This is a genomic window from Paenibacillus sp. VMFN-D1 (genome assembly GCF_003386155.1).
Taxonomy (GTDB): Bacteria; Bacillota; Bacilli; order Paenibacillales; family Paenibacillaceae; genus Paenibacillus_AQ; species Paenibacillus_AQ favisporus.
Genome location: NZ_QRDU01000005.1, coordinates 118717 through 143350 on the forward strand (window position 1 = coordinate 118717; position 24634 = coordinate 143350).

The 24634-nt window shown below is 39.0% G+C and carries 17 protein-coding genes and 1 pseudogene; 16 read left to right on the top strand and 2 right to left on the bottom strand.

Going from position 1 to position 24634, the window contains the following annotated elements; genetic code table 11:
• Nucleotides 1-1156: 1156 nt before the first annotated feature.
• The 6 genes from C7820_RS33935 to C7820_RS27015 all read left to right on the top strand — a co-directional run bounded on the left by C7820_RS33935 (nt 1157) and on the right by C7820_RS27015 (nt 11141).
• On the top strand, nt 1157-3121 hold the full coding sequence (locus C7820_RS33935) for an AAA family ATPase (RefSeq protein ID WP_116233651.1): 1965 nt from the start codon (nt 1157-1159) through the stop codon (nt 3119-3121).
• Nucleotides 3118-4377: an McrC family protein gene (locus tag C7820_RS27000; RefSeq protein ID WP_116233652.1), complete on the top strand. Its 1260-nt coding sequence runs from the start codon at nt 3118-3120 to the stop codon at nt 4375-4377. Before C7820_RS33935 ends, C7820_RS27000 begins: the two co-directional genes overlap by 4 nt.
• Nucleotides 4378-4381: 4 nt before the next feature.
• Nucleotides 4382-4510 (top strand): hypothetical protein, encoded by a 129-nt coding sequence (locus tag C7820_RS33940; protein WP_258875460.1) that lies wholly within the window; start codon nt 4382-4384, stop codon nt 4508-4510.
• A 492-nt stretch (nt 4511-5002) separates the two neighbouring features.
• Nucleotides 5003-8266 (top strand): type I restriction-modification system endonuclease, encoded by a 3264-nt coding sequence (gene hsdR, locus C7820_RS27005; RefSeq protein WP_116233653.1) that lies wholly within the window; start codon nt 5003-5005, stop codon nt 8264-8266.
• Nucleotides 8263-9681, top strand: a complete 1419-nt coding sequence (locus tag C7820_RS27010) for a type I restriction-modification system subunit M (RefSeq protein WP_116233654.1) — start codon at nt 8263-8265, stop codon at nt 9679-9681. Before hsdR ends, C7820_RS27010 begins: the two co-directional genes overlap by 4 nt.
• Nucleotides 9681-11141, top strand: a complete 1461-nt coding sequence (locus C7820_RS27015; RefSeq protein ID WP_116233655.1) for a restriction endonuclease subunit S — start codon at nt 9681-9683, stop codon at nt 11139-11141. The genes C7820_RS27010 and C7820_RS27015 overlap by 1 nt, the downstream gene beginning before the upstream one ends.
• A 753-nt stretch (nt 11142-11894) precedes the next feature.
• On the opposite strand, the pseudogene C7820_RS34140 reads toward C7820_RS27015, so the two are convergent.
• Nucleotides 11895-12005, bottom strand: a pseudogene (locus tag C7820_RS34140) (tyrosine-type recombinase/integrase); the annotation flags it as partial.
• A gap of 691 nt (nt 12006-12696) precedes the next feature.
• On the opposite strand from C7820_RS34140, the gene C7820_RS27025 reads away from it, so the two are divergent.
• The 4 genes from C7820_RS27025 to C7820_RS27040 all read left to right on the top strand — a co-directional run bounded on the left by C7820_RS27025 (nt 12697) and on the right by C7820_RS27040 (nt 16249).
• Nucleotides 12697-13365, top strand: coding sequence for a hypothetical protein (locus C7820_RS27025; protein WP_116233657.1), 669 nt, complete (start codon nt 12697-12699; stop codon nt 13363-13365).
• Between the two features lie 2 nt (nt 13366-13367).
• Nucleotides 13368-14336 (top strand): PD-(D/E)XK nuclease domain-containing protein, encoded by a 969-nt coding sequence (locus C7820_RS27030; protein ID WP_116233658.1) that lies wholly within the window; start codon nt 13368-13370, stop codon nt 14334-14336.
• Nucleotides 14337-14354: 18 nt separating this feature from the next.
• Nucleotides 14355-15587: a hypothetical protein gene (locus C7820_RS27035; RefSeq protein WP_116233659.1), complete on the top strand. Its 1233-nt coding sequence runs from the start codon at nt 14355-14357 to the stop codon at nt 15585-15587.
• Nucleotides 15588-15805: 218 nt separating this feature from the next.
• Nucleotides 15806-16249: a stalk domain-containing protein gene (locus C7820_RS27040; RefSeq protein WP_116233660.1), complete on the top strand. Its 444-nt coding sequence runs from the start codon at nt 15806-15808 to the stop codon at nt 16247-16249.
• A gap of 263 nt (nt 16250-16512) precedes the next feature.
• Here the strand turns inward: C7820_RS27040 and C7820_RS27050 are convergent, their stop codons facing one another.
• Nucleotides 16513-16851 carry a helix-turn-helix domain-containing protein gene (locus C7820_RS27050; RefSeq protein ID WP_116233941.1) on the bottom strand — a complete coding sequence of 113 codons (339 nt, stop codon included), beginning with the start codon at nt 16849-16851 and terminating at the stop codon, nt 16513-16515.
• 202 nt (nt 16852-17053) lie between these two features.
• On the opposite strand from C7820_RS27050, the gene C7820_RS27055 reads away from it, so the two are divergent.
• From C7820_RS27055 to C7820_RS27080, 6 genes are all read left to right on the top strand, one after another.
• On the top strand, nt 17054-17545 hold the full coding sequence (locus tag C7820_RS27055) for a hypothetical protein (RefSeq protein ID WP_116233661.1): 492 nt from the start codon (nt 17054-17056) through the stop codon (nt 17543-17545).
• A gap of 323 nt (nt 17546-17868) precedes the next feature.
• The gene (locus tag C7820_RS34060; RefSeq protein ID WP_181909214.1) at nt 17869-19794 is read left to right on the top strand and encodes a flagellin N-terminal helical domain-containing protein; all 1926 of its coding nucleotides are present in this window, start codon (nt 17869-17871) and stop codon (nt 19792-19794) included.
• 89 nt (nt 19795-19883) lie between these two features.
• On the top strand, nt 19884-20963 hold the full coding sequence (locus C7820_RS27065) for an endonuclease NucS domain-containing protein (RefSeq protein ID WP_116233662.1): 1080 nt from the start codon (nt 19884-19886) through the stop codon (nt 20961-20963).
• Between the two features lie 46 nt (nt 20964-21009).
• Nucleotides 21010-21714, top strand: coding sequence for a hypothetical protein (locus C7820_RS27070; RefSeq protein WP_116233663.1), 705 nt, complete (start codon nt 21010-21012; stop codon nt 21712-21714).
• 820 nt (nt 21715-22534) lie between these two features.
• Nucleotides 22535-23458 (top strand): copper amine oxidase N-terminal domain-containing protein, encoded by a 924-nt coding sequence (locus C7820_RS27075; RefSeq protein ID WP_116233664.1) that lies wholly within the window; start codon nt 22535-22537, stop codon nt 23456-23458.
• A gap of 52 nt (nt 23459-23510) precedes the next feature.
• A complete protein-coding gene (locus C7820_RS27080; RefSeq protein ID WP_116233665.1) occupies nt 23511-24029 on the top strand; it encodes a hypothetical protein in 519 nt (172 codons plus the stop codon).
• The last annotated feature ends 605 nt before the right edge of the window (nt 24030-24634 follow it).

Genomic DNA, 24634 nt, shown 5'->3' on the forward strand with positions numbered 1-24634 from the left:
TTAAAGAGTTTTTGGGAAATGTTTTAGAGAAGGAGGTGCGCACATGAAAATTTCAGATAGTATAAAAATTGATCCAATATGTACTAAGCGCCCTCAGAGGCCCACAATACTGTAGAGATTGATCTTAAGATCTGATCTTTAGATTTGATCCTAAGTATTGTAGTAAAAGGAAAGGACCAGAAGCTGCCGAGCTCGCCTGGTCCTTTTTCTTATGGACATATTTATTTACCCAAGATGTGCCGGGCAGAAATTTTCTCTACGGTCTGCCTGCCGAAAATCGCTCTATTCCGACTTATACAAACCTATTGGGGATAGTTTTGTATAGGTAGAGAAATACCTGGTCACAGGGACACCTAAAGATAAATTATATATGTACCTGCACCTTTAACTCGTACGCATAATGCCAATTCCTAACTTCGGGTCACTGTTTTTGTCTTTGTTGTTGTCTTGGTTTTTGTGATAGTGACCGTTTCTTTAAAGCTGTTTTTTTGTTTCTTTTGTGGTGTTTTTTTCTTGTTCTTCCTCTTGGGAAGAAATTGTTCCACAAACGGTAACACACCAAAGAATACCGTCAGTACCAAGGATAATATGGTTAAGAACATCACTTTTTGGTCCTTTCCGAGCGATTGACAGACCGCCGTTAGGCACCGAGAATTATTATAACATCGTTGATGATCAATTTGGAAGATTTTACTTTTGACTGTACCACAGAATACATGACCATTTACCAAGCCTTAACTCATTGATGCCTACTATTTTCTTCATGCTTTCATATAATTTATCTTCCGGTATGCTCAAATCACACATACCGTATGTTCACACCTTCCAATTGATTTATCACAAGAGTAGCATAAAAGTGATATAGGGGAGTCGCATGTAAATATAAAATGCCAATCCACGGTGAGCAGAAAATGTGAAGGAGCATGGCATAGGTTGTTCATACTGAACAATCGACACGTGGATAGAGTGGCTTTTACTTACAAGGAATAATTTAATAGACAATAGCTCTCAACCGAGGGGCCATTTTTCTTGGAGGAAGGAAGTGTATAATACCATTGGGTCGTTCTTGTCCTGAACTATTACTTAAACTAGTTTAATTAGTTCCATAATGCAAATGTGCTAATTCTGCCTGCCCAAATGAAGGAGTTGGTGAATAGTGACTAACGAAGAGATAGATCAAATCGTCCAGAGGAGTATTGCTAATCGTGAGTATCGGATAGGGAGAGAAACCCGTTTTTATCTTTTGACCATTAAATATGATGAGAACCTGTATGGAGTCAAGCTTTTGGATAATCATAAGGAAATTGACTCAGACGATATTCCTGGTAGGTTGGATGCCGCTAAGACAGCTAGTATGAAAATGCTCCAGCATCACTTTCCTGATGTAATGATTTCAGATATAACAATGGTCCATTTTAAAGTAGACCGTCCAAATGGTGTACCGTGGCAAAAAGATAGTATTGACGTTGTTCTAAATCTTTTTACAAAATTGAAATCTTCTACAACTGGTATAGCTAATGAAGCATATCTACATGGAGGTAAACCTGAAACTATGAAAAAAACGCTGGCAAAAAATTTGATACTTTATGGCCCTCCGGGTACCGGCAAAACTTACAATATAATTAATCATGCGTTAAGAATCCTGGAGCCAGACATCGATACTAATCTACTAACCGATCCGGGGCGTCGAGATGAGGCTGTTCAATTATACAACCGGTACATCGAAAGCAATCAAGTTGTTTTTTGTACATTTCATCAGTCCTATAGCTATGAAGACTTCGTAGAAGGTATTCGATTCGTGAAAGAAACAGAAGGCTATGAGGTTCGGGATGGCATTTTCAAGCGTATCTGTAATGCAGCTAGAGCTGTAGTCACCAATAGAAGGCATACATATGATTTTGATTTAAGCACTACTAATTTTCATAAAATATCGCTGGGCAATACGAAAGATGTCAATGATGATATTTACGACTATTGCATACAGAATAACAAGATTGCTATGGGTTGGGGTAACCAAGTTGACTATAGTCAGTGCAACAATAAGGAAAAAATTCGTGAAAAATACTTCAAGTTCGCTAATGATGAAAGAAAATTTGGGGTAGACGCAATTGAACGATTCAAACATGGAATTAATATTAATGATATCGTTATTGTTTCGAACGGCAACTATAAAGCTAGAGCAATCGGCAAAGTCACTGGCGAGTATGAATATGACGAGGAAGGAGTAATCGACTATCATCACTTTCGGAACGTAGAGTGGTTATGGGTTAGTAAAGATGATGCAGACATCGTACCAGTGGAAAGGATTCTGATTGATAAAATATTTTCACAACAGGCCATATACATGCTGGCAAAAGAAGATTTGAATATAGAAAGCCTTCGAGAGTTAATTACCGGTAAAAATGAGAAAGGTACCGGTGAGTCCCAATTTGTTATTGTAATCGATGAGATTAATCGCGGTAATATATCAAAAATATTTGGTGAGTTAATTACTTTGATCGAACCTGATAAAAGATTGGGGCAGAAAAACGAGGTATCTCTTACCTTGCCGTATTCAGGAAATAAATTTAATGTACCTTCTAATGTCCATATTCTCGGTACAATGAATACAGCCGATCGTTCCATCGCTTTGCTTGATACAGCTCTACGCAGACGTTTCGATTTTATAGAGATGATGCCCAATTATGATGTATTACCATCGGACGTTGCGGGTTTGAATGTACGCCTTTTGCTTCAGACGATAAACGCCCGAATTGAATACCTTTTCGATCGCGATCATGTTATTGGTCATGCTTACTTTATTACTGAAAGGCCGACACTATGCTTTTATATAGACGTTATGCAACAAAGGATTGTCCCTTTGCTACAAGAGTATTTTTATGACAACTGGGAATCCATAGAGCTTATATTAGGGGGCGCAGGAAAGAGTGAGAAGGATCAAGACTTTTTGATTACTAAGAAAAAGGTCAACGCTAGCCAACTATTTATCAGTAGATCCGAAATGCCAGAGTATGAGAAAACTCAGTATACTATACAAACTAATCCAACACTGAAAGCACTGACTCGCATCTATAAACAAAATGAAAATGAGAATGCTAATGAACAGGAAGCAGCCGAATGAAACATTTTGTTTTAACGGAATGTTATGGCTCACTCCCCATATCTGATCAAAATAGTAGTGCCTTTACTACAGCACAGGCGGATGAATTATCAAGTTATATATCCTTGAATCGATTGGAACAACATCTAGTTCAAATATCAAGGAAGAGTGTTACTTTTACGAATTATGTTGGCTTCATTCAATTATCATCCTGTTCTATTGAAATACTCCCTAAAGTATCCAGTAATGAACCGGCTCAATCTCGACGAGTTCTTTTACGTATGTTAGAAAGAACAGGCTTTTTAGAGGTTAACGAGAGTCAAGCTGGACAAATTAATTATGAGAAAATGAATCTGTTCGAAATCCTCGCATTGTTGTTTACAGAGAAGATTCTTAGAGAGTTATCAAAGGGAATTCTTCGGACATACATTACTCTACAGGAAGAACTGAACACTGTACGAGGAAGAGTTGATACGATATCACAGATTAGGCGAAATCATCTTAAGTCGACGGCAGTGAGTTGTATTTTCGATGAATTTCATCCCAATCATGACCTTAATAAAGTGTTCAAACTCACCTTAAGAAAGATTATGGCGCAATCAAATATACTGAAAACGCGGAAGCGGGCTAACCACGCTATGATGTACCTCGATGAGGTCGCAGACACCGTAGATGAGAGGGCTATAAGGACGCCTATTCATTTTGACCGTAGTAATCAGAGATATCAAGAGAGCTATCGGCTGGCTATGCTTCTATTGTCACAATCTGCTCCAACATCACAAAGAGGAAAAAATATAGGTAGCTCGATTTTGTTCAAGATGAATGAACTATTTGAAAGCTATATTGCTCATCTCATTCGTAAGTTAACACCGAATGTTATTATTAGGGATCATTCACATAAATTATTGATTAATTCCAGTACAGAGCGCGGTGTGTTTCAATTGGAGCCAGACCTGTTGATTACAGGCACTAATGGTCAGTCGATAATTATTGATACAAAATGGAAAAGAATCGATAGCTCTTATAATCGACATGGTGTGAAGCGGGAAGATTTTTACCAGATGTATGCTTATTTGACTCGCTATGAGCGTGTAGGTACTGTTATTTTGCTCTATCCTCATCATGATGGGATTAGTAGGACAGGTGATGCACCTTTGGAGTCGTGGTATATCGAGGGGCTATCGGATAAAAGATTGCTTGTCTATTCTATAAACTATGAGGATGAAGGGGTAGCAAAATTAAAGTTGCAATCACTTATAGAAGATTACATGGAGTAAGGACATGATTCATTTTGATATTATTGTAGCAGCCATTAAAGCAGCTAGGAAATTAATTGCTGCAGGTCAAGAAAATAAATGTTCGGTTGCGGAATCAAAATTACATTCACCGACAATAAGGGCCATTATCTAGCAAGAATCAGTATAAGTCAAGTGGTAAATGGAACATTTGAATCTAGCTTAATTGATGCGTTTAAAGGTAGGTGGTGCGAAGCTGACCAGAAACTTTCGATTGAAGGTGAGATAACGGCAGCTATAACGAGTGCATATAAAGAAAGGGATTCGTACCAAACTGGATAAATAATAGAATTCGACACGGTGTTTAGCCTAGTGGCCCTCATGCTAGTGATATAATAACTTACGGTTCTAATATCAAAACTGTAACTTTCACAAAACATAAGGCTTGCAACGGCGCTTTAATACTTTATAGCAGTTTTTTTCGTATTGTTCGACGAATTAGTAGTACAATAGTTGTAGTACGATGGAGATATCTCATGATTGATTCGTTATTGAACGGTGCAAGAAGTCTTATTGACTAATTCAGTTCTAACAGTTGGACAAGCCTTATTGGCTCTACTAACCGAAACCCTCAGTAGGCAAACAAGATTAGCAAAGGAGGATGAAAATGGGGTCTAATTTTACATTCTTAGAAAGTAGCTTTCCTATAATTGCTCAAATAGGCGCAACCGCAGAAGAATATCTTTATTCTGATCCTAATTCATGCTTGATCAAGTTAGGATTAATGGGCGAGACAATCGTCAACCTCATGTTGCAGCTCGATAGCATTCAACCTCCAAGTTACGACAACACGCATGCAAATCGCATTAAGCTATTGAAGGGACAAGGACTACTACCACGCGAAATTGATGATATCTTATACAGCTTGCGTATGGCTCGGAATAAAGCTGTACATAAGAACTACGATTCGCTTGAACGATGTAAAGTTCTACTGGGTATGGCCCATGAGCTGAGTATTTGGTTTATGCAAACTTATGGGGACTGGCAGTATAAACCAGATCAGTTTGTTTTGCCTCTTGAAAAGTCTCAAACTAAGGCTAATTACGAAGCAATCCTTCGTGAGAAAGAAGCTAGGATTGAAGAGCTTACGAAGCTAGCTGAACAATCGAAAGTAGCTAAAACGATGACGCATGAGGAACGAACCTCAAGAGGAAGCCGCGCGGCACAGCAGCTTCAGCTTTCCGAGGCGCAGACGAGGTACATTATCGACGAGCAACTTCGCAAGGTTGGATGGGAAGCAGATACGGTTCAATTACGATATTCGAAAGGTACTAGACCACAAAAAGGCCGTAACCTTGCAATTGCTGAATGGCCGACACGAAATTCCAGAGGTAAATCTGGTTTTGCTGATTACGCATTATTTGTGGGGCTTAAGATGGTCGGCATAATCGAAGCGAAGCGTCAGTACACCGACATTCCATCCGTAATCGATAACCAGTGCAAGGAATATGCACAATCCGTAAGTGAAGAACATGCCGTTTATCAGATTAGGAATTGGAATCAGTATAAAGTACCTTTTGTATTTGCAACGAACGGTCGGAAGTATTTGAAGCAGCTAGAGACGAAATCGGGGATCTGGTTTCTCGATGTACGCAAACAATCAAATATCTCCAAAGCCCTTCAAGGCTGGATGAGTCCCGATGGTATTATAGAGTTGTTGAACAAGGATACGGATTCAGCCGATCAAGCCCTGGACGCAACGCCTTATGATTTGCTTCGTGACCCAGATGGTCTAAACCTTCGCGAATACCAGATTGAAGCGATTGAAGCCGCAGAACATGCTATTATAAATGGACAGGACAAAGTACTACTATCGATGGCTACGGGAACAGGTAAGACTCGAACGATTTTGGGAATGTTGTATCGTTTCTTAAAATCTGGCCGTTTTGGGCGCATCTTGTTCCTTGTTGACCGAACGTCACTTGGGGAACAGGCACAGGATGTGTTCAAGGAAGTCAAAATCGAAGAGCTCATGACATTAGATAACATCTACAACATCAAAGAGCTCAGCGACAAAGAAATTGATAAAGAGACAAAAGTACACGTCGCCACGGTACAGAGCTTAGTCCAACGCGTACTCTATAATGACGGGGAGAAGATTCCTGCTGTTACCGACTATGACCTTATAATTGTAGATGAAGCGCACCGAGGCTATATCCTTGACAAAGATTTGAGCGATGATGAGCTATTATACCGCAATCAGGAAGACTACATAAGTAAGTATAGTGCTGTCATTGACTACTTTAATGCGGTCAAAATTGGTTTAACGGCAACGCCAGCTATTCAAACGACGCAGATATTTGGTCAGCCTGTGTTCAATTACACGTATCGTCGCGCTGTAGTAGAAGGTTACCTTGTCGATCATGATGCGCCACACACGATTGTCACCAAGCTAAGTAAAGATGGAATCACCTACCAGAAGGGCGAAGTCGTCCCGATTTATGATCCCGTTACGGGAGAAATTACAAATAGTGGCGAGCTAGAAGATGAGTTAAAATTCGATGTGGAGAAATTTAACCGCCAGGTAATTGCCCCGAATTTTAATCGCACAGTATTGACTGAAATAGCTCAAGATATTAATCCTGAGGGCGACGAGAAGACTCTTATCTTTGCGGTCGATGATGCACACGCAGATTCTATAGTTGATTTGCTCAGGGGAATATATAAGCCATACGGTGTTGACAACGATGCAGTCATGAAGATTACAGGCAGCATCGGCGGTGGGAATCCTAAGAAAGTACAAGAGGCGATCAAACGCTTCAAAAATGAACGTTACCCTAATATCGTCGTTACGGTTGATCTCTTAACGACAGGCATTGATGTGCCTAAGATTACTACTCTTGTCTTTATGCGGCGGGTTAAGTCACGTATTCTCTTTGAACAGATGATGGGTCGTGCTACACGTCTCTGCCCTGAGATTGGCAAGACGCATTTTGAGATCTACGATCCTGTTGGCGTATATGAATCGCTCAAGGATGTTAATACGATGAAACAAGTGATAATCCAGCCTTCTACATCTTTTGATGATTTGCTGGATGGACTTGAAACGCTTCCGACAGAGAAGCAGCTACAAAATCAGATTGATCTCATAGTAGCGAAGATGCAGCGTAAGAAGAGGAGCATGACCAAAGATGCCGTGGCTCATTTCCGAGACATCGCGCAAGGTGACACACCAGACAAGTTCATCGAAAAAGTGAAACACATGTCTGCAGAAGAAGCAAAAGCCTATGTACTTGAACATCGGAAAGTATTTGATATCATGAATGAAGGCGGCAGAGGGGAGCCAAGAGCTGTAGTGATTTCGGATAAAGAAGATGAGCTCTACTCTCATGAACGAGGTTATGGCAAAGGCTTAAAGCCAAAAGATTACTTGGATGAGTTTAAATCATTCATTACAAACAACATGAACAAAATCGCCGCACTCCAAGTGGTTTGTACGCGGCCTAGTGATCTTACGCGGGAAAGCTTAAAGAGCTTGCGTTTGGAGCTGGATCGAGAAGGATTTACAGAGCAACAGCTGAATACTGCTTGGAAGCAGCTGTCTAATGAGGACATTACTGCTGATATCATTAGCTTTATTCGTAAGGAAGCGCTAGGCTCTGCACTCGTCAGCCGAGCAGAGCGCACGAAACATGCGATTGCTAAACTGAAGGAGAAGCACACCTTTACTAAAATGGAGCTGGACTGGCTTCAGCGTATTGAAACGGTATTGTTGCACGAGCCAATTCTGGACCGTGACCTATTTAATACAGGTGCTTTCAAGAATCAAGGCGGCTATAATCGCATCAATAAGATTTTCCGCGAGCAACTTGATACCATAATTACAGATTTAAATCAGTATTTATTTGAAGACGGGGGACAATCAGCGTGAACAACCAAGAGATCGTATCTAAACTATGGAACCTATGTAACGTTCTTCGAGATGACGGCATTACGTTTCACCAGTATGTAACGGAGCTTACCTATATCCTGTTTTTGAAGATGGCAAAAGAAACCGAGACGGAAGAGCAAATCCCAGAGCAATACCGTTGGGATCGGCTGCTTAAGCCAAAGGGCATTGAGCTAAAGAAGTTCTACAAGGAGCTGCTCAACCACTTAGGCGAGGATAGTAAAGGCCGCGTTCGTGAGATCTATTCTGGTGCATCCTCAAATATCGATGAGCCGAAGAACCTGGAGAAGCTCATTACTTCGATTGACGCGCTAGATTGGTATTCGGCTAAAGAAGAAGGGCTCGGGAACCTGTATGAGGGTTTGCTTGAGAAAAATGCAAATGAGAAGAAGTCTGGTGCAGGGCAGTACTTTACCCCACGCGTGTTAATCGACGTGATGACGAGGCTAATGGCTCCTCAACCAGGAGAACGGTGCAATGACCCAGCCTGCGGTACATTTGGCTTTATGATTGCGGCAGATCGCTATATTAAGGAACGGACGAATAATCTCTTTGCTCTGCCACAAGAAATGGCAGACTTCCAACGTTTACATGCTTTCTCTGGGGCGGAGCTTGTCCATGAAACCCATCGTTTAGCATTAATGAATGCAATGTTACATGATATCGAAGGACCGATTATGCTTGGCGATACGTTGTCCAATCAAGGGAAGTCAATGAAAGACTTTGATGTCGTGCTCACGAATCCACCATTCGGTACGAAAAAAGGTGGCGAACGTGCAACACGTGATGACTTTACTTACCCAACGTCAAATAAACAGTTGAACTTCCTGCAGCATATCTACCGCAGTTTGAAAGCAAACGATAAAGCACGTGCGGCCGTCGTCCTTCCCGATAATGTTTTATTTGCAGATAGCGACGGCGCTTCGATCCGTAGCGACTTGATGGACAAGTGCAATTTACATACGATCTTGCGTTTGCCTACGGGTATCTTCTACGCACAGGGCGTTAAGACCAATGTGCTCTTCTTTACGCGCGGCAAGACGGATAAGGACAATACCAAGGAAGTTTGGATCTACGATATGCGCACTAATATGTCTTCATTCGGTAAAACCAAACCGCTCAAGGCTGAGCATTTTGATGCATTTATTGCGGCATATACTGCAGAAGATCGTCACAAGGTACAGGATGAGCGTTGGAATGTATTCACGCGTGAGCAAATCCGAGCAAAGAACAATAGTCTCGATATGGGGCTGATTCGCGATGAGAGCGTTCTTGATTATGACGATCTTCCTGATCCAATCGAGAGCGGAGAGCAAGTCGTAGCGCAGCTTGAAGAAGCAGTTGATTTAATTTTGAGCGTGGTTAAGGAACTGAAGTCATTGGAGGTTAGTCGCTAATGGCTAAGGTGAAGAAGGAGAGTTTATCAGCAGAAGAATTGTTAGGGCAGGCGTTGGTGCCTAAGGGTGATCAACCGTATGATGTGCCAGCGAATTGGGTGTGGACATATTTAACTACTGGCTTTGCAGAGTGCTTAGACAAATTTAGAAAGCCAATAAATGCCGCTGAAAGAGCTGAAAGAGGGGGTGACGTCCCTTATTACGGTGCAACTGGACAGGTAGGTTGGATAGATGACTTTCTGACAAACGAGCATCTGGTACTTATTGGCGAGGATGGAGCGCCGTTTTTTGATTACTTAAAAGATAAAGCTTATGTTATTCAAGGCAAGGCGTGGGTAAACAATCATGCACATATCCTTAAGTCGTACTATGGAATGAACGGAAATAAGTTTCTAATGCACTATCTCAATATTTTCAATTACAACGGCTATGTAAATGGGACTACTCGATTGAAGTTAACCCAGGCAAGTATGAATATGATGCCCGTTCCAATCCCTCCACTTGCTGAACAACAACGTATCGTTGACCGCATTGAAAGCATGTTTGCTAAGCTTGATCAGGCAAAGGAATTGGCACAAAAAGCTTTAGATAGCTTTGAAACACGTAAAGCCGCTATCCTACACAAAGCCTTTACAGGGGAGCTCACTGCTAATTGGCGCGAAGAGCACACTTTCGAGTCTGCCCAAAATCGGTTAATGAATATTATTGAAACAAGGTCAGACATTGGAAGCAAGAGTAAAGAGTTAGCTGCTTATATGGATGAACTTTTAATCGATGACGTATCAGATGCAAATGGCTGGCTTCACCTTAAAGCGATGCTGCTCTGCGATAATATTACTTGTGGAGGTACTCCAACAGGATTTATTTATGAACATGAAGATATCCCTTTTTTGAAAGTATACAATATCGTAGATAATAAGATAGCATTTGATGAAAAGCCCCAGTTCACAAATAGAGAGACACATAATGGAAAATTGAAATCATCAAAGTTGAAACCAAATGATGTAATTATGAATATAGTAGGACCACCACTTCGGAAAATTGCTGTAATTCCAGAAGATTATGCGGAATGGAATATGAACCAAGCACTTGTTCGATTTAGAACAACAGAACATGTCCTTCCAAAGTATTTCTATTACTGCTTAGTGTACCCTGCGACATTAGATGAAGTAATTAGCGATACAAAAGGTGTGGTTGGTCAAGCTAATATCTCGGTTACACAGTCTAGGAATCTTAATATTCCAGTTCCTTCGCTTGAAGAACAGTATGAGATTGTTCATATCTTGGATAGCTTTTTTGATAAAGAACAAAAAGCAAAAGAACTTATTGACGTAATAGATACTATCGATATGATTAAAAAATCAATGCTTGCGCGCGCTTTCCGTGGTGAATTAGGAACTAACGACCCGAGCGAGGAAAGTGCTTTGAAATTACTAAAAGAAGTAGTCTTGACTCAATAATTTTTGTTAATAGAGGGTTAAATTGAGTTTGCTTTAGGGTTCCTCTTGTAGTTGACAACAATAGGACTGTAGAGCGAATGTAAAAATGCCGCGAAAGAACCTTGTGAACACATTATATGATCACGAACCCTATCTAATTGTAGGAAATTCAAGGTCACATTAAACAGACCGAAGTCCGTAAACCCAATACAGCAGGTTTTCGGACACATCGGTACATAATAGGACACAGTGCATATCATACTGGCAGCGATGAAATCAGGGTTTCGATCCTGCTATGCCGAATTTTTGAGCAGTTACTTTATGAACGCTTGGTAGAACGTGGCTTGTGGATATCCAGTGTGATTACGACCTTTGGGTTGAACGGCTAAAGAACAAGGACATCTGCTAGACTAAAGCCTAGCAATGCATTTGTATTTGAATATCATGTAGAACTAAGCATCCCTAGGGGTGTTTTTTTCTTAATGCAGGAAAATAGTCTGATAAAATCGAAGAATAGCTTATACAAGTGAGGTGAGCCATTTGAGGATTTCGAGACTTCTTATCCATAACTTTGGGGGCATCAAAGATGGCGTGCTATTGTTAATAGCTGGTATTGTACTTTTCCTGCGTTGGAAGTATGATTCGATCAGCGGAATTAAACGGAGTCAAATTCATTCGTACTGCAAAATTCAATGAACTCCTGATATTGGCGTGGTGTCTTCGTAATGTTTTAGCGGGCACCCCTGTTTTGCCTGTCAATTGATCGTCTTGAGATTATGTTTCGTAATATTTTTGCAGATGCATTGGTTGTAATTCTTGCAGCAATATGTCATTCTTACTCTTGAAGTAGGGGACGATATGTTTTGTTACGATCATCTCATAGCCTTCCCATGCTCGACCTCGCTTTTAATAACGTTATTAAGCCAATTCAGTATATAAGTAGTGAATTTGAGTTTTCGTTGTGGTAGAACGAAACTGTTGTTGTCCATCTTAGTAAGAATTTCTCGCAGAAATTTCTCGGCATCTGACTTTTTCTCACATTTGGTATTGATCCATTTTTACTTCCGCTTCCCAGACCCGCCCCTGCTTCAACAAAAATGTACCAGTATGTATTGCGTTTAAGTAAACTTTCTTTAATATGCTTCGACCTCCAATATGTTTTTTAATATGAAAAAGACAGGAACGTAATTGCCCCTGTCTGCGAGACTGCTATTTGATTACATGTATTTAGATAAATCCATTTCGCTCATTAGGATGAATTCCTGCACACTCAATCTTCCTCATAAGTAATTATCGGCCAACTTTTTTAAGCTCATGTATGCTCCTTTTCATCTAGCTTTACTAGTGCATGCTTAACCTTGTTAAAATGATAAAGTTTATCCTTTGTTCTCCAAAAATCGACAAAATTCGCCCATGCCATTTGGTATACTACTTAAGAACCAGATGAGAAATAAGTTGAAAAGTAAAAATTTTCTACAGTACACACAAAATCCTTGATATAATGATACAGAACAAGTGTTCCTAATATTGGCATCGGGACTACGTGCGGATTGTATTATTAGAAGGGGGATGAAAGATGTTTACTGCTCTTTTCAGAACATTCAATAATTTATCTGAAGATCATTTATGTGAATTATCAGAGGTATCTGTGGTGAGAACATCCAGTGAACGGATCACTGATGTAATGATATCGAAGGAGAATATAACCCTAAATTATTACCGTACAATTCGCTCGGTTGAATTGTTTTATGACTTTATCTCAGAAGTAGAAATCCCAGAAATTATGAATAAGGCTTACAAGGCAAGTTGTGTTTTTTCAAAAAATCGAAATCGTGCTCTAATTTATGGTAGTAGAGTTGCGTGTAGTAATTTTGAAAGGTATTTAAAAAATAAAGCCCACATAAACTTTTCCAGTTATAACTTAAAGCTAAGTGAGATATTTGAAAGGCTGACTAATAATGAATATCAAATAAGAAACTTAGAATATCTTAATGTAGAATTTCTAGGCACAGTATTAAAATCACTCTCGTTTGAATTTAAAACGAGTTTGGATGCAAAAAGAACAATGAAAAATATACAGACCGAGCCATCCAAAGCTTGTATAGAAGTCTTTTTCAATAAAAACAAATGCATACTTAATATTGATTTGGCTAATGGGGCATTTAAAGTAGAGCACGACTCACTTCATTTAAATAATTTAGAAGAGATCAAGGAATTGATTATGGACTATTTTGAGGAGGAGTAACTTTGTCTGAAGAGCAACAATACCAAGGGGATAGATGGACAACTCAAACAAAAAATATTTTACATAGATTAGGGTGGACTCAAAAAGGAGATGCAAATTTCGATATTCCATGCGTAAATAAAGGTCCACACAAAACAAGAGACAAAGATCGAAAAAATCCACACGGTATCGACACGGTGTTCTCGTTCTATGATCCTTACAAATTGAAAGATATTGGGATTATAGTTGAGTCCAAGCATAGACAGTGGGATGGAATTACTAAATCAACCATAGAAGAATTTGTTGATCAACTTCGCATGGCTATAGAGTGTGCAGAAACGAATGAAACTTTTCGCAACATAGGCTGTCCCCCTGTTAAAACTGGGCTACTAATGATATGGTGTAACGAGCCTCATAAATTCAATGATCAAAAGTATAGAGAATATCTTAAGCAATTAACATTTAAAACAAAAAAAAGAAATCCTATAACATTGTACGTAGCCTCCAACACTGAAATTCTTAAGTGGTGCTCGTTAATCGAGAAGGTTAATGGAATTAAGAATAACTCTGGTACCATTGAATTTGGATATTATTATCCAAGTGATACATTTAGTGGCGGAGAGAACTCTGCAAGCAAAAGAGGTCATGTCAATATTGTCCATTTGTTTTCAGAGTATATCTTTGCTAAAAGTACGCAAAAAATAGAATTCAGGAATAATACTATTACACAAGAAATTAACCATATCTTTTTCTTTTCTGAGCCAACATTAGAAGAATTAAATTTCATGTACTCTTGCATAAAAAGGCGTCAATTAGAATACGGAGATGAAATCAGAATCCATTTGTATAATAGCGACCCTAAATATAGAGTTTTTATTGAAGAATTTAAAAGAACGGTAGAGGAAAAGTTTCTGAAGCAAGAATTAAAAGTTGCTTTGAACATCGAATACATGCTAAGACTTTCGGAAGTTCCTGAACAATACTCTAAATAGTAGTGAGAAGGTGGAACAATGCAGTTGAAAAAATATCCCAATAGATATCATGTTAGTAAAGTAATAGAACAATTTATGAGTAGTAAGGCTTCGATGAATTTTTTTAAGGAAAAGGGAATACTCGTTTTAGCTTCCCAGAAGAAAGATGTTGCAAAAATAGCTGCGGATCATTATTTTTCCAGAGAGAGTTTTCTAAAACTCAAAGGGTTGATTGAAACGGAACACAACTACAAAAAAACAAGTAGATTAGAAATACCTTCTAGGCAGATTGATGATTTGAAAGATGCTTTAAAAGAGATTAACGGTGTTTATCTGGATGATGAACAAAATACGATGGTGTCAGTTGTGGAAACCTCGCAAGATGACTGGAAATTCGTAATTGATTATATTGAATATAAACCAGGTATGATCGATTTGTTAGATAAGACAGCAAGAAGAGTCGAAGTTAAAGTAAATTATCAACAAGATATTTGTAGTCTGGATTTTGATACAGTTGTAAGTAGTGATCATAAAAAAGTAATGCAAGTAATTAATTATATAGAAAATAAAAACGAAGATATTACACTGAATTTTTCTGAAATAAGTTTAAAAGCTTTATCATGTGAAGAGCGAATTCAGCTATTCAATGAATTTTTTTCATATGATCACGACCAGTGGACATTCGTAGAGATAAAAAAGCTAAAAGTAAAACGAGATGAAGGCGAAAATAAATCAAAGGTAAGCTCTGAACCAGATGAGAAGATGGTAGAGAATGATCAACTACAAGGAATAAACTCTGCATTAATTGATGGTAAGAATCTAATTGAAAATAGATTTGTAAAAGGAACATTAGATAATGGATTTTACTTTTCAATGGCTCATATGCGGTTTGATAAAAAGGGGACTGCAGATTTTATTGATGTTGCAATAGAATTTATGAGCAGACCTGAGAAATGCGAAACCAAATTAGTATCTTCCGGCTATTATTACAATGATGACAAGGGAGGCGTCGTAGAAGAAACTGATGTTATAGAGTCAAAACTTCAGGATCCAATATTATTTGAATTTAAAAATGTACTGTTTCAAATTTTTAGACGGTTACTTTCTGATAAGAAGGGCTCGTTCTCCACAGGTGATAATGACGTAAAGTTTTTGGGGGAAGAAAAGACAACTGGGGACTCAGAAGGAGTAGCTGTAGATGGAATAGCTGTATCAGAAGGAATAGCAGCCACGGAAGAAGTAGCAGCTTCAGATGGAGTAGCAGAAAGATAGCTACAAATGGAGTCGATGGAACCGTGCTGGTACCGATCAATATCATTGGAAAGCTTAGTCTAAGCAATCTCAATATGTCTTGGGATAATACCCGCAACCAGGTTAGGATCTAATTTAGAAAAGAAGTGATCACGGTCAAGGTTAACGAAAAGTATGGGATTATCGGAGATGAGGGGACTTCATTAGCGCAGCCTGCCCAGATAAAGAATTGAAGGGTTATGGTTCCTGTAAGATTCGTTGGAGAAGCGTTGGGTGAACCGGTGGCATGGGATGCAAAGACTCAAACGGTAACCGTTGGGAGTTCAACGGTAAGTAGTCATGCTAAAAGTGCTCTTACCTTGGAGCGAATCCGGGTCCTCTCTCTACCTCGTGTGAACTTAAAGGAACAGATTCATGCGGGTGGATTAATGATGGTGATCTGCTATTTCCCTGTAGGAAAAGCGGATGAGTACTTTGTGAAAGAGGAAAACCGAATTGATTATTATAAAGTGCGGCCAAGCTTGAAGGGGCCTTTTGTATATTATAAAAACTTTGGAGCTATCGCAGCTGTATTTTATGGCATTATCAATGAGCAAGGAAAGGTCATACAGCTAGGTGAAACGGATGGTAACAAAGGGGTTATTGTAGACATCCCTGAGGAAAAGAATTATACGAGAAATTAATTGCTATACGGCGTTGTATACTTCGAAGTGCATCTTTGACCGGGCCGCTGAAATTGCAGAGCTGAGATTAGAGACGGAAGATGATATCATCCAGTGGCGTGAGCCGAGATGCGTGTTGGGTGAAGGTGGAGCTGGATCATGAGCAGGTGGATTTAGAGGAGCGGGTGTTGGGGATTCGGGGGACGGAATAATTTCATGATCTAATAGTTGATCTTACACAAGAAGCTGATTGGAATTCCAATCAGCATTTTTGTTATGTAAACTTATGATTTAAAAATCGCTTTTAGCACATTCTTTGCCATAGAGATCTGCTGTGGACTTTGTTGTTCGAGCAAATGCACTATTTCTTGAAGATCAGCTTGCGATTCTTCGTTACTCTCCGCATTGGTATAGGTGAAAAGTTGAGATATATCTACCTCTAATGCCTCTGCAATCTTGGCTAGATTCAATAGAGCAACGTTTTTTTCTCCTCGCTCGATTTGTCCGATATATGAAAAGTGAAACCCGCCTTTTTCCCCGAGGGCTTCTTGCGTTAGTCCCTTTTCTTTTCTCAAATCACGTAGACGAGCACCTAACCGAAGAAGGATCTCTTTATCCGTCATCATTCCACACCTCTCTACTAAAAAGTGTAGATAAAATTACAACACCTATACACCAGTGTTTGAATATTGAAAATAATACTTATAGATATTAATTTGGTGTATAATGGTAAATATAAGTATCTCCACGATCCACGAATTCATAACATCCGAGGCAATGTTTTCAATATTAGTCGTTCAATAACCGAAGTGGGAGCTGAAATATGTGGATAAGCATTCAACCTCAATGGATAATGGCACGGATACGATGAATAAGACGTCAAGCTTACAGAGAAACGTGGCTGTTCAGGCGAGAATTATTAATAAATTACTTGATCGCTCACAGATTTATATGGATTCGGCATTTCGTTTGATATACCAATCCTCAGCTCATATTTGCATTGTGTTAGGTTATCGAGCATTGGAGTCCATGTTGATGGCGCTGTATGTAAAAGAAAACAATTTGACTTCTCTTCCTCATTCACTATCCCTTGAGGACTTAGCTCGGCTTACAGACGAAAAGACTGGCCCTGATTTGGATACTGTGATGTTTATTCAGTCTATTCATTTTCTGGCAAGCTTCAAAGATACTGCTCTCCTTCAACAAATCCAAATTACTCATCTTAAGAGAGTGCTAAGTAGAGTGGACGATGTATTAGCTCGTTTATCTAGAAAAATTCTAAGCCATAGCTTGGAAGAGCACCATCACATCCCCTAATTCATCCTTTAGAATCCCAATTTGCTTGATAAAGCGGTAATGATGATAAAAAGAAAACAGCCGAGGGGCTGCTTTGCTGGAGGCGATCATCACAAGGTTCATTTCATATTTGGCAGGACCTCATTCCGGGACTCTTCTCTTGCAAGTCAGCTTTCCTTATAGATCAAAAGATATATTCATAATTCTATAGGCCTATTTGATGGGGTGTGGTAGAATTTGGGTATATAGTATCGATTTTATTTAGACGTATGTGGTGAACTAAGAACTTAGTTTCTATAAATTTAGATATAAATTGTAATTTATGAAATTATGGGAATATACCGATGTATATTACGGGTGAAGACAAGATGAGAATAGCTCACAATATTTCGGCATTGAATACAACAAACAAGCTAAATAAAAATAATAAATCCTCGGCGAGTTCCTTAGAAAAGCTTTCTACTGGCTTGAGAATTAATAAGGCAGCAGATGATGCAGCTGGCTTAGCTATTTCAGAAAAAATGAGGGCACAGATTCGTGGACTAGGTCAGGCGGAGCGAAATATACAAGATGGTATTTCATTAATTCAAACAGCAGAAGGTGCATTAGGAACGATACAAGATCATAACCTTCAAAGGTTAAGAGAACTAGCTGTACAGGCTTCCAACGGTACACTAACTGATGCAGATAGAAGTATGATTCAAATGGAAGTTGAAGAGATCCAGCAAGGGATAAATGATATTGCCAACAATACTCATTTTAATGGAATTCATTTATTAAATGTTAATGACTACTCGCCTGATACAAATTCTGGTTCAATAAGCTTTTCCAAATATACAGGAGAAAATAAAAATTCCCTTACTAGCTCAACTTTAATTGGAAATAGTGACAATATTCATAACGCTAAAGGCATAGAAATTATTTCTGGTGTCAACGATGAGTTGACTATAAAGTTCGATGGAACTTCTTACTCCATTAAAATTACAGCGGGATTTTATTATGGCTCTTCTACAGCTCTATACGATGATATAAATCTGAAACTCACAGCTCAAGGTGCTGCTGTGAAATTATCTGATGTTTATAGTGAATGGGACGATACTCATATGAGAACATTACTCACTAGTCAAATTTCAGGAGACCATACAATAGAAGTTGAAGGAACGGCATTTAATGAAATATTTACACAGGAAGAAACTTATTCTGGAACTTATGAGGTCTGGGGAAGAGAAGCTGATTTTTCTGTAGGTTACGAAGTGAAAAAAGGTATAAACGATACTCTTAACTTTACAGAGAATGGGGTTTATAAAACAATTGTGCTAGCAGAGGGTGCGTATAGTAGGGATGAGCTTGTTGCAGAATTAAATAATCAATTTACAAAGGTAAGTGCCAACATTACAGCGTCTTTTACTGGTCCAATTGGGGTAAATGTGAGCTCTGGTCCTGGCAATGAACATTATAAGCTAGCACTAAAACATAACTTTAGTGGTTCAGATAATGCAATTCAATTAGTGTCAGGAAATGCGCTTAATCCCCTGTTTATACGTTCTGCTAAACCTGGTGATGTATGGACCCCGACCACAACGAGTTATCTTAAAACTAATATTGATATTACCAATGGATTGACAATAGAAAATGGTCAAAATGAGTGGGAATTTACTATTGATGAGTTTATTAAAAAGACGATTACTCTAGATTCGGGTACATATTCGTCTAACGACTTAATCGATTCATTAAATAAGGGTTTCGAAAAAATTAGTGCAGGTATAATCGCTGTTAATGAAAATGGAAAGCTAAAGTTTGAAAGAGAAATGAATGGTAGTAGTTATACCATATCTAACTTTAAAATCATTGATGAAAAAACAAATCAAAAGAGAAATGATGTATTGAATTTGCAAGTAGGTGCGAATTCAGGAGAGGCCTTTACGATTGAACTATCTAATGTTACGACTTCAGCACTTGGTATTCATGAAATTAATCTCTCCACTAGACAAGGCGCTGAATCAGCCATCTCCAATATTGATAAAGCATTGGCAATCGTATCATCAAAACGCGCGAAATTCGGTGTTTACCAAAATGCTTTAGAACACGTATATAACAATGTTTCGAATTACAAAGTTAATTTAACTGCAGCAGAATCCCGAATTAGAGACATTGATATGGCAAAAGAGATGATGGAGTTTACAAAGAGTAATATCCTTTTTCAAGCATCCCAAGCTATGTTAGCTCAAACCAATCTGCAACCTGAAGGTGTTTTAAAGTTGTTACAATAACAATAGGATTTTCTAATAAGTATATTTTTAATATTTCTATAGGAGCGTTTCAAATGTGGTATCCCTATTAATCGGAAAGGAGCGTTCTTATGCCCATCGAACTAGGAGTCTGGAAAATTAACGGAGCGGTTGAAAGAATTCATTTTTCCAGTATAGAGACCGAGCGTAAGCTTGAGGATGTCATTACTCATGATATTAGCATTATCGATCCGTCCTTAATGCTAATAGGGAGACAGATCCTCACAGCGTTTGGCAAATTCATTGATATCCTGGCCATGAACTCCGAAGGGAATTTGTTCGTGATCGAGCTCAAGCGTAACAAAACCCCACGGGAAGTCGTGGCCCAAACATTGGATTATGCATCGTGGGTTCAACAGTTAACTTATACGAAAATCATCGAAATCTATAGCGAGAAAAATTCAGGCAGGCAGTTGGAGCAGGATTTTGTGGATCATTTTCAGACTGACTTTCCGGAAGCTTTAAACGAATCTCATCAATTGATCATCGTTTCTGCTGAGCTTGACCCGGCAACGGAAAGAATCATTGACTACCTCACGGGCTTTGGCGTGCCTGTAAATGCACTCTTTTTTCATTATTTTAAAGACGGGGATAACGAATATCTTGCCAGGAATTGGCTCATTGATCCCCACAAAGTGGAGGCTAAGTCTTCCAGCGTGTCCACTCTCAAAACGGGAAAAGCCCCATGGAACGGCAAAGATTATTATGTGTCCTTAGGAGACGGCATTCACCGGAATTGGGAGGATTGTAGAAAATATGGCTTTATATCGGCAGGGCAAGGGAAGTGGTACAGCAATACGCTGAACCTCCTGAAGCCAGGTGCCAGAGTTTTTGTGTGTATTCCTAAAGTGGGATACGTGGGAGTTGGTATCGTTACAGATGAGGTCGTGCCGATCAAGGATTTTCTGGTCGAGATCGATGGCGGAAGCGTGCCGCTGCTGGAAACGGACTTACATGTCAAAATGGATAAGGATGTCGATGATCCCGATCTGTGCGAATACGTCGTACGCGTAGAATGGCTCAAAACGGTTCCTAAGCAGGAGGCCATCTGGGAGAAAGGCATGTTTGCGAACCAAAATTCTGCTTGTAAGTTGAGAAACCAGTTTGCGATTGAACGTCTCACGGAACATTTTCAACTCGAAGAAGAATGATACCTCAAAATGTTGTAATCCAAGATTTTAATAAGGGGATGAATGTATGGCTGATGAATTGATTGATTATTTTTCAAATAAGCTGAGTGCAAAATCATTAGTTTTTAAATATATGAAGGGGTGGGACCTATTCTTTTGGATAGCTTTGTGCTTTTTTATTGTCGGACTTATTCTCTCTATAATATATAAAAATATATTATTTATATCTGCCGGAATTTTAATTTCGATATTTGCTACTTACAAATTAAATCAAAAAGCTAAGCAAATAATTAATGATAAATATAAAATTGTGATACATACGATGCTTTGGAGCTCGGATAATCAATATTATAACTATATTCAAAATCAGATCAAAAATTATTTATGTGAAAGTCAATTAAATTCTGAAAGACAATTGGATAAACTTATCGAACAACTTAGTAAAAGAGCAGAGAGTTTAAAGCCAACAATATTTTTCTTGCCTGGTCTGTTTATTGTTCTGTTTCTTCCTGTGTGGACACAGTTTGAAATCGTGCTATTTAAAGGCGTAAATGTTAACACTGCAATTTTTTTATTGGTTATTCATTTCATTCTTCTTATTTTTTTAGTGTATCTATTGGCAGGAATCAAACATATTACTGACGACCTAATGACTTTAAAAAGACAAAGAGTTCTAAATTTAATTAATCATATAGAAGATATTTCTTTAAGTAAGTTAGAAAAAAATAAAAAAGAGAATAAATTGAGATTGGTTAGAAGACGAGCTAATTAATTTTTTACATCATAGTACCAGAAATAATAAAGTGGTTGTTTTTAGACCCTATCTTATTATCAAAAAATTGATACTTAGCCAATAAAACTGATCGGAAATTCCAATCAGCTTTATTGGCTAAGTAAGTTACTACTTATGATTAAAAAGCGCTTTTAGCACATTCTTCGTCATAGCAATTGCAGAGAACTTTGTTGGTTGAGTATATTCGTTATTTCTTGAGTCTCAGCTTGCAACTCTTCGCTACTTTCTAAATTAGTATAGATTAAGAATTGATATATCTACCTCTAATGCCTCCGCAATCTTTACAAGATTCAATAGAAAAGCGTTCTTTCCTTCTAGTTCAATCTGTCCGATTTAATATGAAAGTGAAATCCACCTTTTTCTTCGAAAGCCTCTTGCGCTAAATCCTCTTTCTGTACTCAGAACAAGAAGACGAGCTCCTATCCGGAAAAGTATTTCTTTATCCGCCATTAAGTTCCACATCCCTCTGCTAAAAAAATAAAATCTCACCAGCTATACACCACTTGAATATCGATGTGCTTGCTGGCATACACGGGCACGGTTGCGACCGTCCCCCCGTCTGCGGGTTGGCCGACTTATTCCAGGATTCACGGCCTCGAACTTCATGCGATGTACCCCGGGAAGCCACGTCCTGACTAGGCCAGCAAAAGACTTCACTTACCCTCTGAAACATACCATTCTGTTTTTGAAAAATAAGGAATAGATAAGATACCTCTCTTTTTAGACAATCCCTACAGATTTTATGAAACAATTTATAAACATAAAGTGTCTTACATATTAAGGAGAATTTACCTCCGGTGTGAAAGGAGAGAGCAAACTGAGAAAGTTTAAGACACTAACATTATTCGCAACTGCAGCACTGGGGATTTCCATGGTCTTTGGTGGACATAATCAGGCATTGGCTTCTAGCATCAAGTTGATCGGGAAGAACGGCCCCATTTCCTCGGATGTTGCACCTTACTTAAAGAAGGGAACCGTGCTGGTACCGATCAATATCATTGGAAAGCTTGGTCTAAGCAATCTCAATATGTCTTGGGACAATACCCGCAAACAGGTTAGGATCTCATATCGAAAAGTCATGATCACGGTCAAGGTTAACGAAAAGTATGGGATTATCGGAGATGAGGGGACTCCATTAGCACAGCCTGCCCAGATAGAGAATGGAAGGGTTATGGTCCCTGTAAGATTCGTTGGAGAGGCGTTGGGTGAACCGGTGGCATGGGATGCAAAGACTCAAACAGTAACAGTTGGGAGATCAACGGTAAGTAGTCATGCTAAAAGTGCTCTAACCTTGGAGCGAATCCGGGTCCTCTCTCTACCTCGTGTGAGCTTAAAGGACCAGATTAATGCGGGTGGATTAATGACGGTAGTCTGCTATTTCCCTGTAGGAAGAGCGGATGAGTATTTTGTGAAAGAGGAAAATCGAATCGATTATTATAAAGTGCAGCAAGGAAAGGCGGTTCAGATATGGGCTGCTGAAACAACTTACGATATTGTTGAGAATAAGGGTCTTCCTTTCTTTCCGTATAAAATTGTTCAAGAAATAGGGGAGCGGCCAAGCGTGAAGGGGTCTTTTATATATTATAAAAACATTGGAGCTATCGCAGCTGTATTTTATGGCATTATCAATGAGCAAGGAAAGGCCATACAGCTAGGTGAAGCAGATGGGAACAAAGGGGTTATTGTAGACATCCCTGAGGAAAAGAACTACATGAAACATTAAATGGCTATCTGAATTGATGGCTGGTTCATATTTTTAAGTAAAGGGGCTAATCATGAGAAAAATAAATAGAAGATTTATAATTCTTACATTTGCTGTTCTTGTTTTGATCACAGGGACAAGTGTATATGCAAGCGATGCTCTTCCTTCTCTTTTTCCAAATGTAAGTCCCGAAGATGAGGCTCTTGCGCAAGCGGTTCAAGATCGTTTAACTCAATCATGGACCCAAGGTCGTGAGATCATACTGAGCAGTGAGGGAAGGGCATTTGGAATCAATAGCAAAGACGATGATTTGTCAAAATGGACGTTTATCGATTTTGCTCAATTTTATGAAATGATATCTACTTTTTCTATGCAAAAACGTTCTTCTTTTCTAGAGGCTTATTATAGTGAGGAGCGGAGAGCTAATCTTGACGTAGGCGATTATATGTCGGCATTACTGATAAATCCAAAAAAGTCACGGGCTTTAGTTTATTGGGAGAAGGCCAATGGTTCTTACGTTGTCATGGATTTAAAATCTAAAAGAAATTCGAAATCCTGGTATGTCGATGGAGTTGAAATTTTGACCCCTTAACAAGAAGGGCGGTTCACCAGGATGTTTACGCATTTGATCCCTAGACGAAGACTATGACATTGGTTACTACCATAATTTAGGTTTGGGGTGGATACGATGTATCTTATTTTTCTGATGATCTGCTTATTTATTTTCGCTCATTTTTATATTTAAGAATGAAAAAGAAAACTTTTTAACAAAAATATCTTTGTTAGTCATGATCGTAACCATCTGCTTAAGCATTTTGCTGGTGAATTTAGCCTGGGCTGCTGGTCCGACGAATGGGACTGTCTTTTTAACGGTCTTTGAGTTTTCGAGCGTGAGCACTATTTTTAATGTAGTCAAGGTATTAGTGACCATCACGCTGGTTTCAATGGTGGTTTACTTCTATGCCAAGCAGCGGAAATAACGATCTGATTCTCTCACAAAGTCACCAATTTTGGTGGCTTCTTTTTTTGTTTAACCATGAGCCCGACCACCTCGAAAATCCCCGCACCACCGGCCTTTCCCGCCTTCCACCACCCATCTTCCCCACCCCCGAAAATATTGCGCACCCCATCAAAAAATGTTGCTTGCCTGAAATCCGGGGCTCGGCATATCATGAGTCCATGCGGAAGCGGGCCTGC

Bases quoted from the DNA above. Each gene is read 5' to 3' on its own strand.
- C7820_RS27000 (WP_116233652.1), top strand. From the start codon at position 3,118: ATGAAACATTTTGTTTTAACGGAATGTTATGGCTCACTCCCCATATCT.
- C7820_RS33940 (WP_258875460.1), top strand. From the start codon at position 4,382: ATGATTCATTTTGATATTATTGTAGCAGCCATTAAAGCAGCTAGGAAA.
- hsdR (WP_116233653.1), top strand. From the start codon at position 5,003: ATGGGGTCTAATTTTACATTCTTAGAAAGTAGCTTTCCTATAATTGCT.
- C7820_RS27015 (WP_116233655.1), top strand. From the start codon at position 9,681: ATGGCTAAGGTGAAGAAGGAGAGTTTATCAGCAGAAGAATTGTTAGGG.
- C7820_RS27025 (WP_116233657.1), top strand. From the start codon at position 12,697: ATGTTTACTGCTCTTTTCAGAACATTCAATAATTTATCTGAAGATCAT.
- C7820_RS27035 (WP_116233659.1), top strand. From the start codon at position 14,355: ATGCAGTTGAAAAAATATCCCAATAGATATCATGTTAGTAAAGTAATA.
- C7820_RS27040 (WP_116233660.1), top strand. From the start codon at position 15,806: ATGGTTCCTGTAAGATTCGTTGGAGAAGCGTTGGGTGAACCGGTGGCA.
- C7820_RS27050 (WP_116233941.1), bottom strand. From the start codon at position 16,851: ATGACGGATAAAGAGATCCTTCTTCGGTTAGGTGCTCGTCTACGTGAT.
- C7820_RS34060 (WP_181909214.1), top strand. From the start codon at position 17,869: ATGTATATTACGGGTGAAGACAAGATGAGAATAGCTCACAATATTTCG.
- C7820_RS27065 (WP_116233662.1), top strand. From the start codon at position 19,884: ATGCCCATCGAACTAGGAGTCTGGAAAATTAACGGAGCGGTTGAAAGA.
- C7820_RS27070 (WP_116233663.1), top strand. From the start codon at position 21,010: ATGGCTGATGAATTGATTGATTATTTTTCAAATAAGCTGAGTGCAAAA.
- C7820_RS27080 (WP_116233665.1), top strand. From the start codon at position 23,511: ATGAGAAAAATAAATAGAAGATTTATAATTCTTACATTTGCTGTTCTT.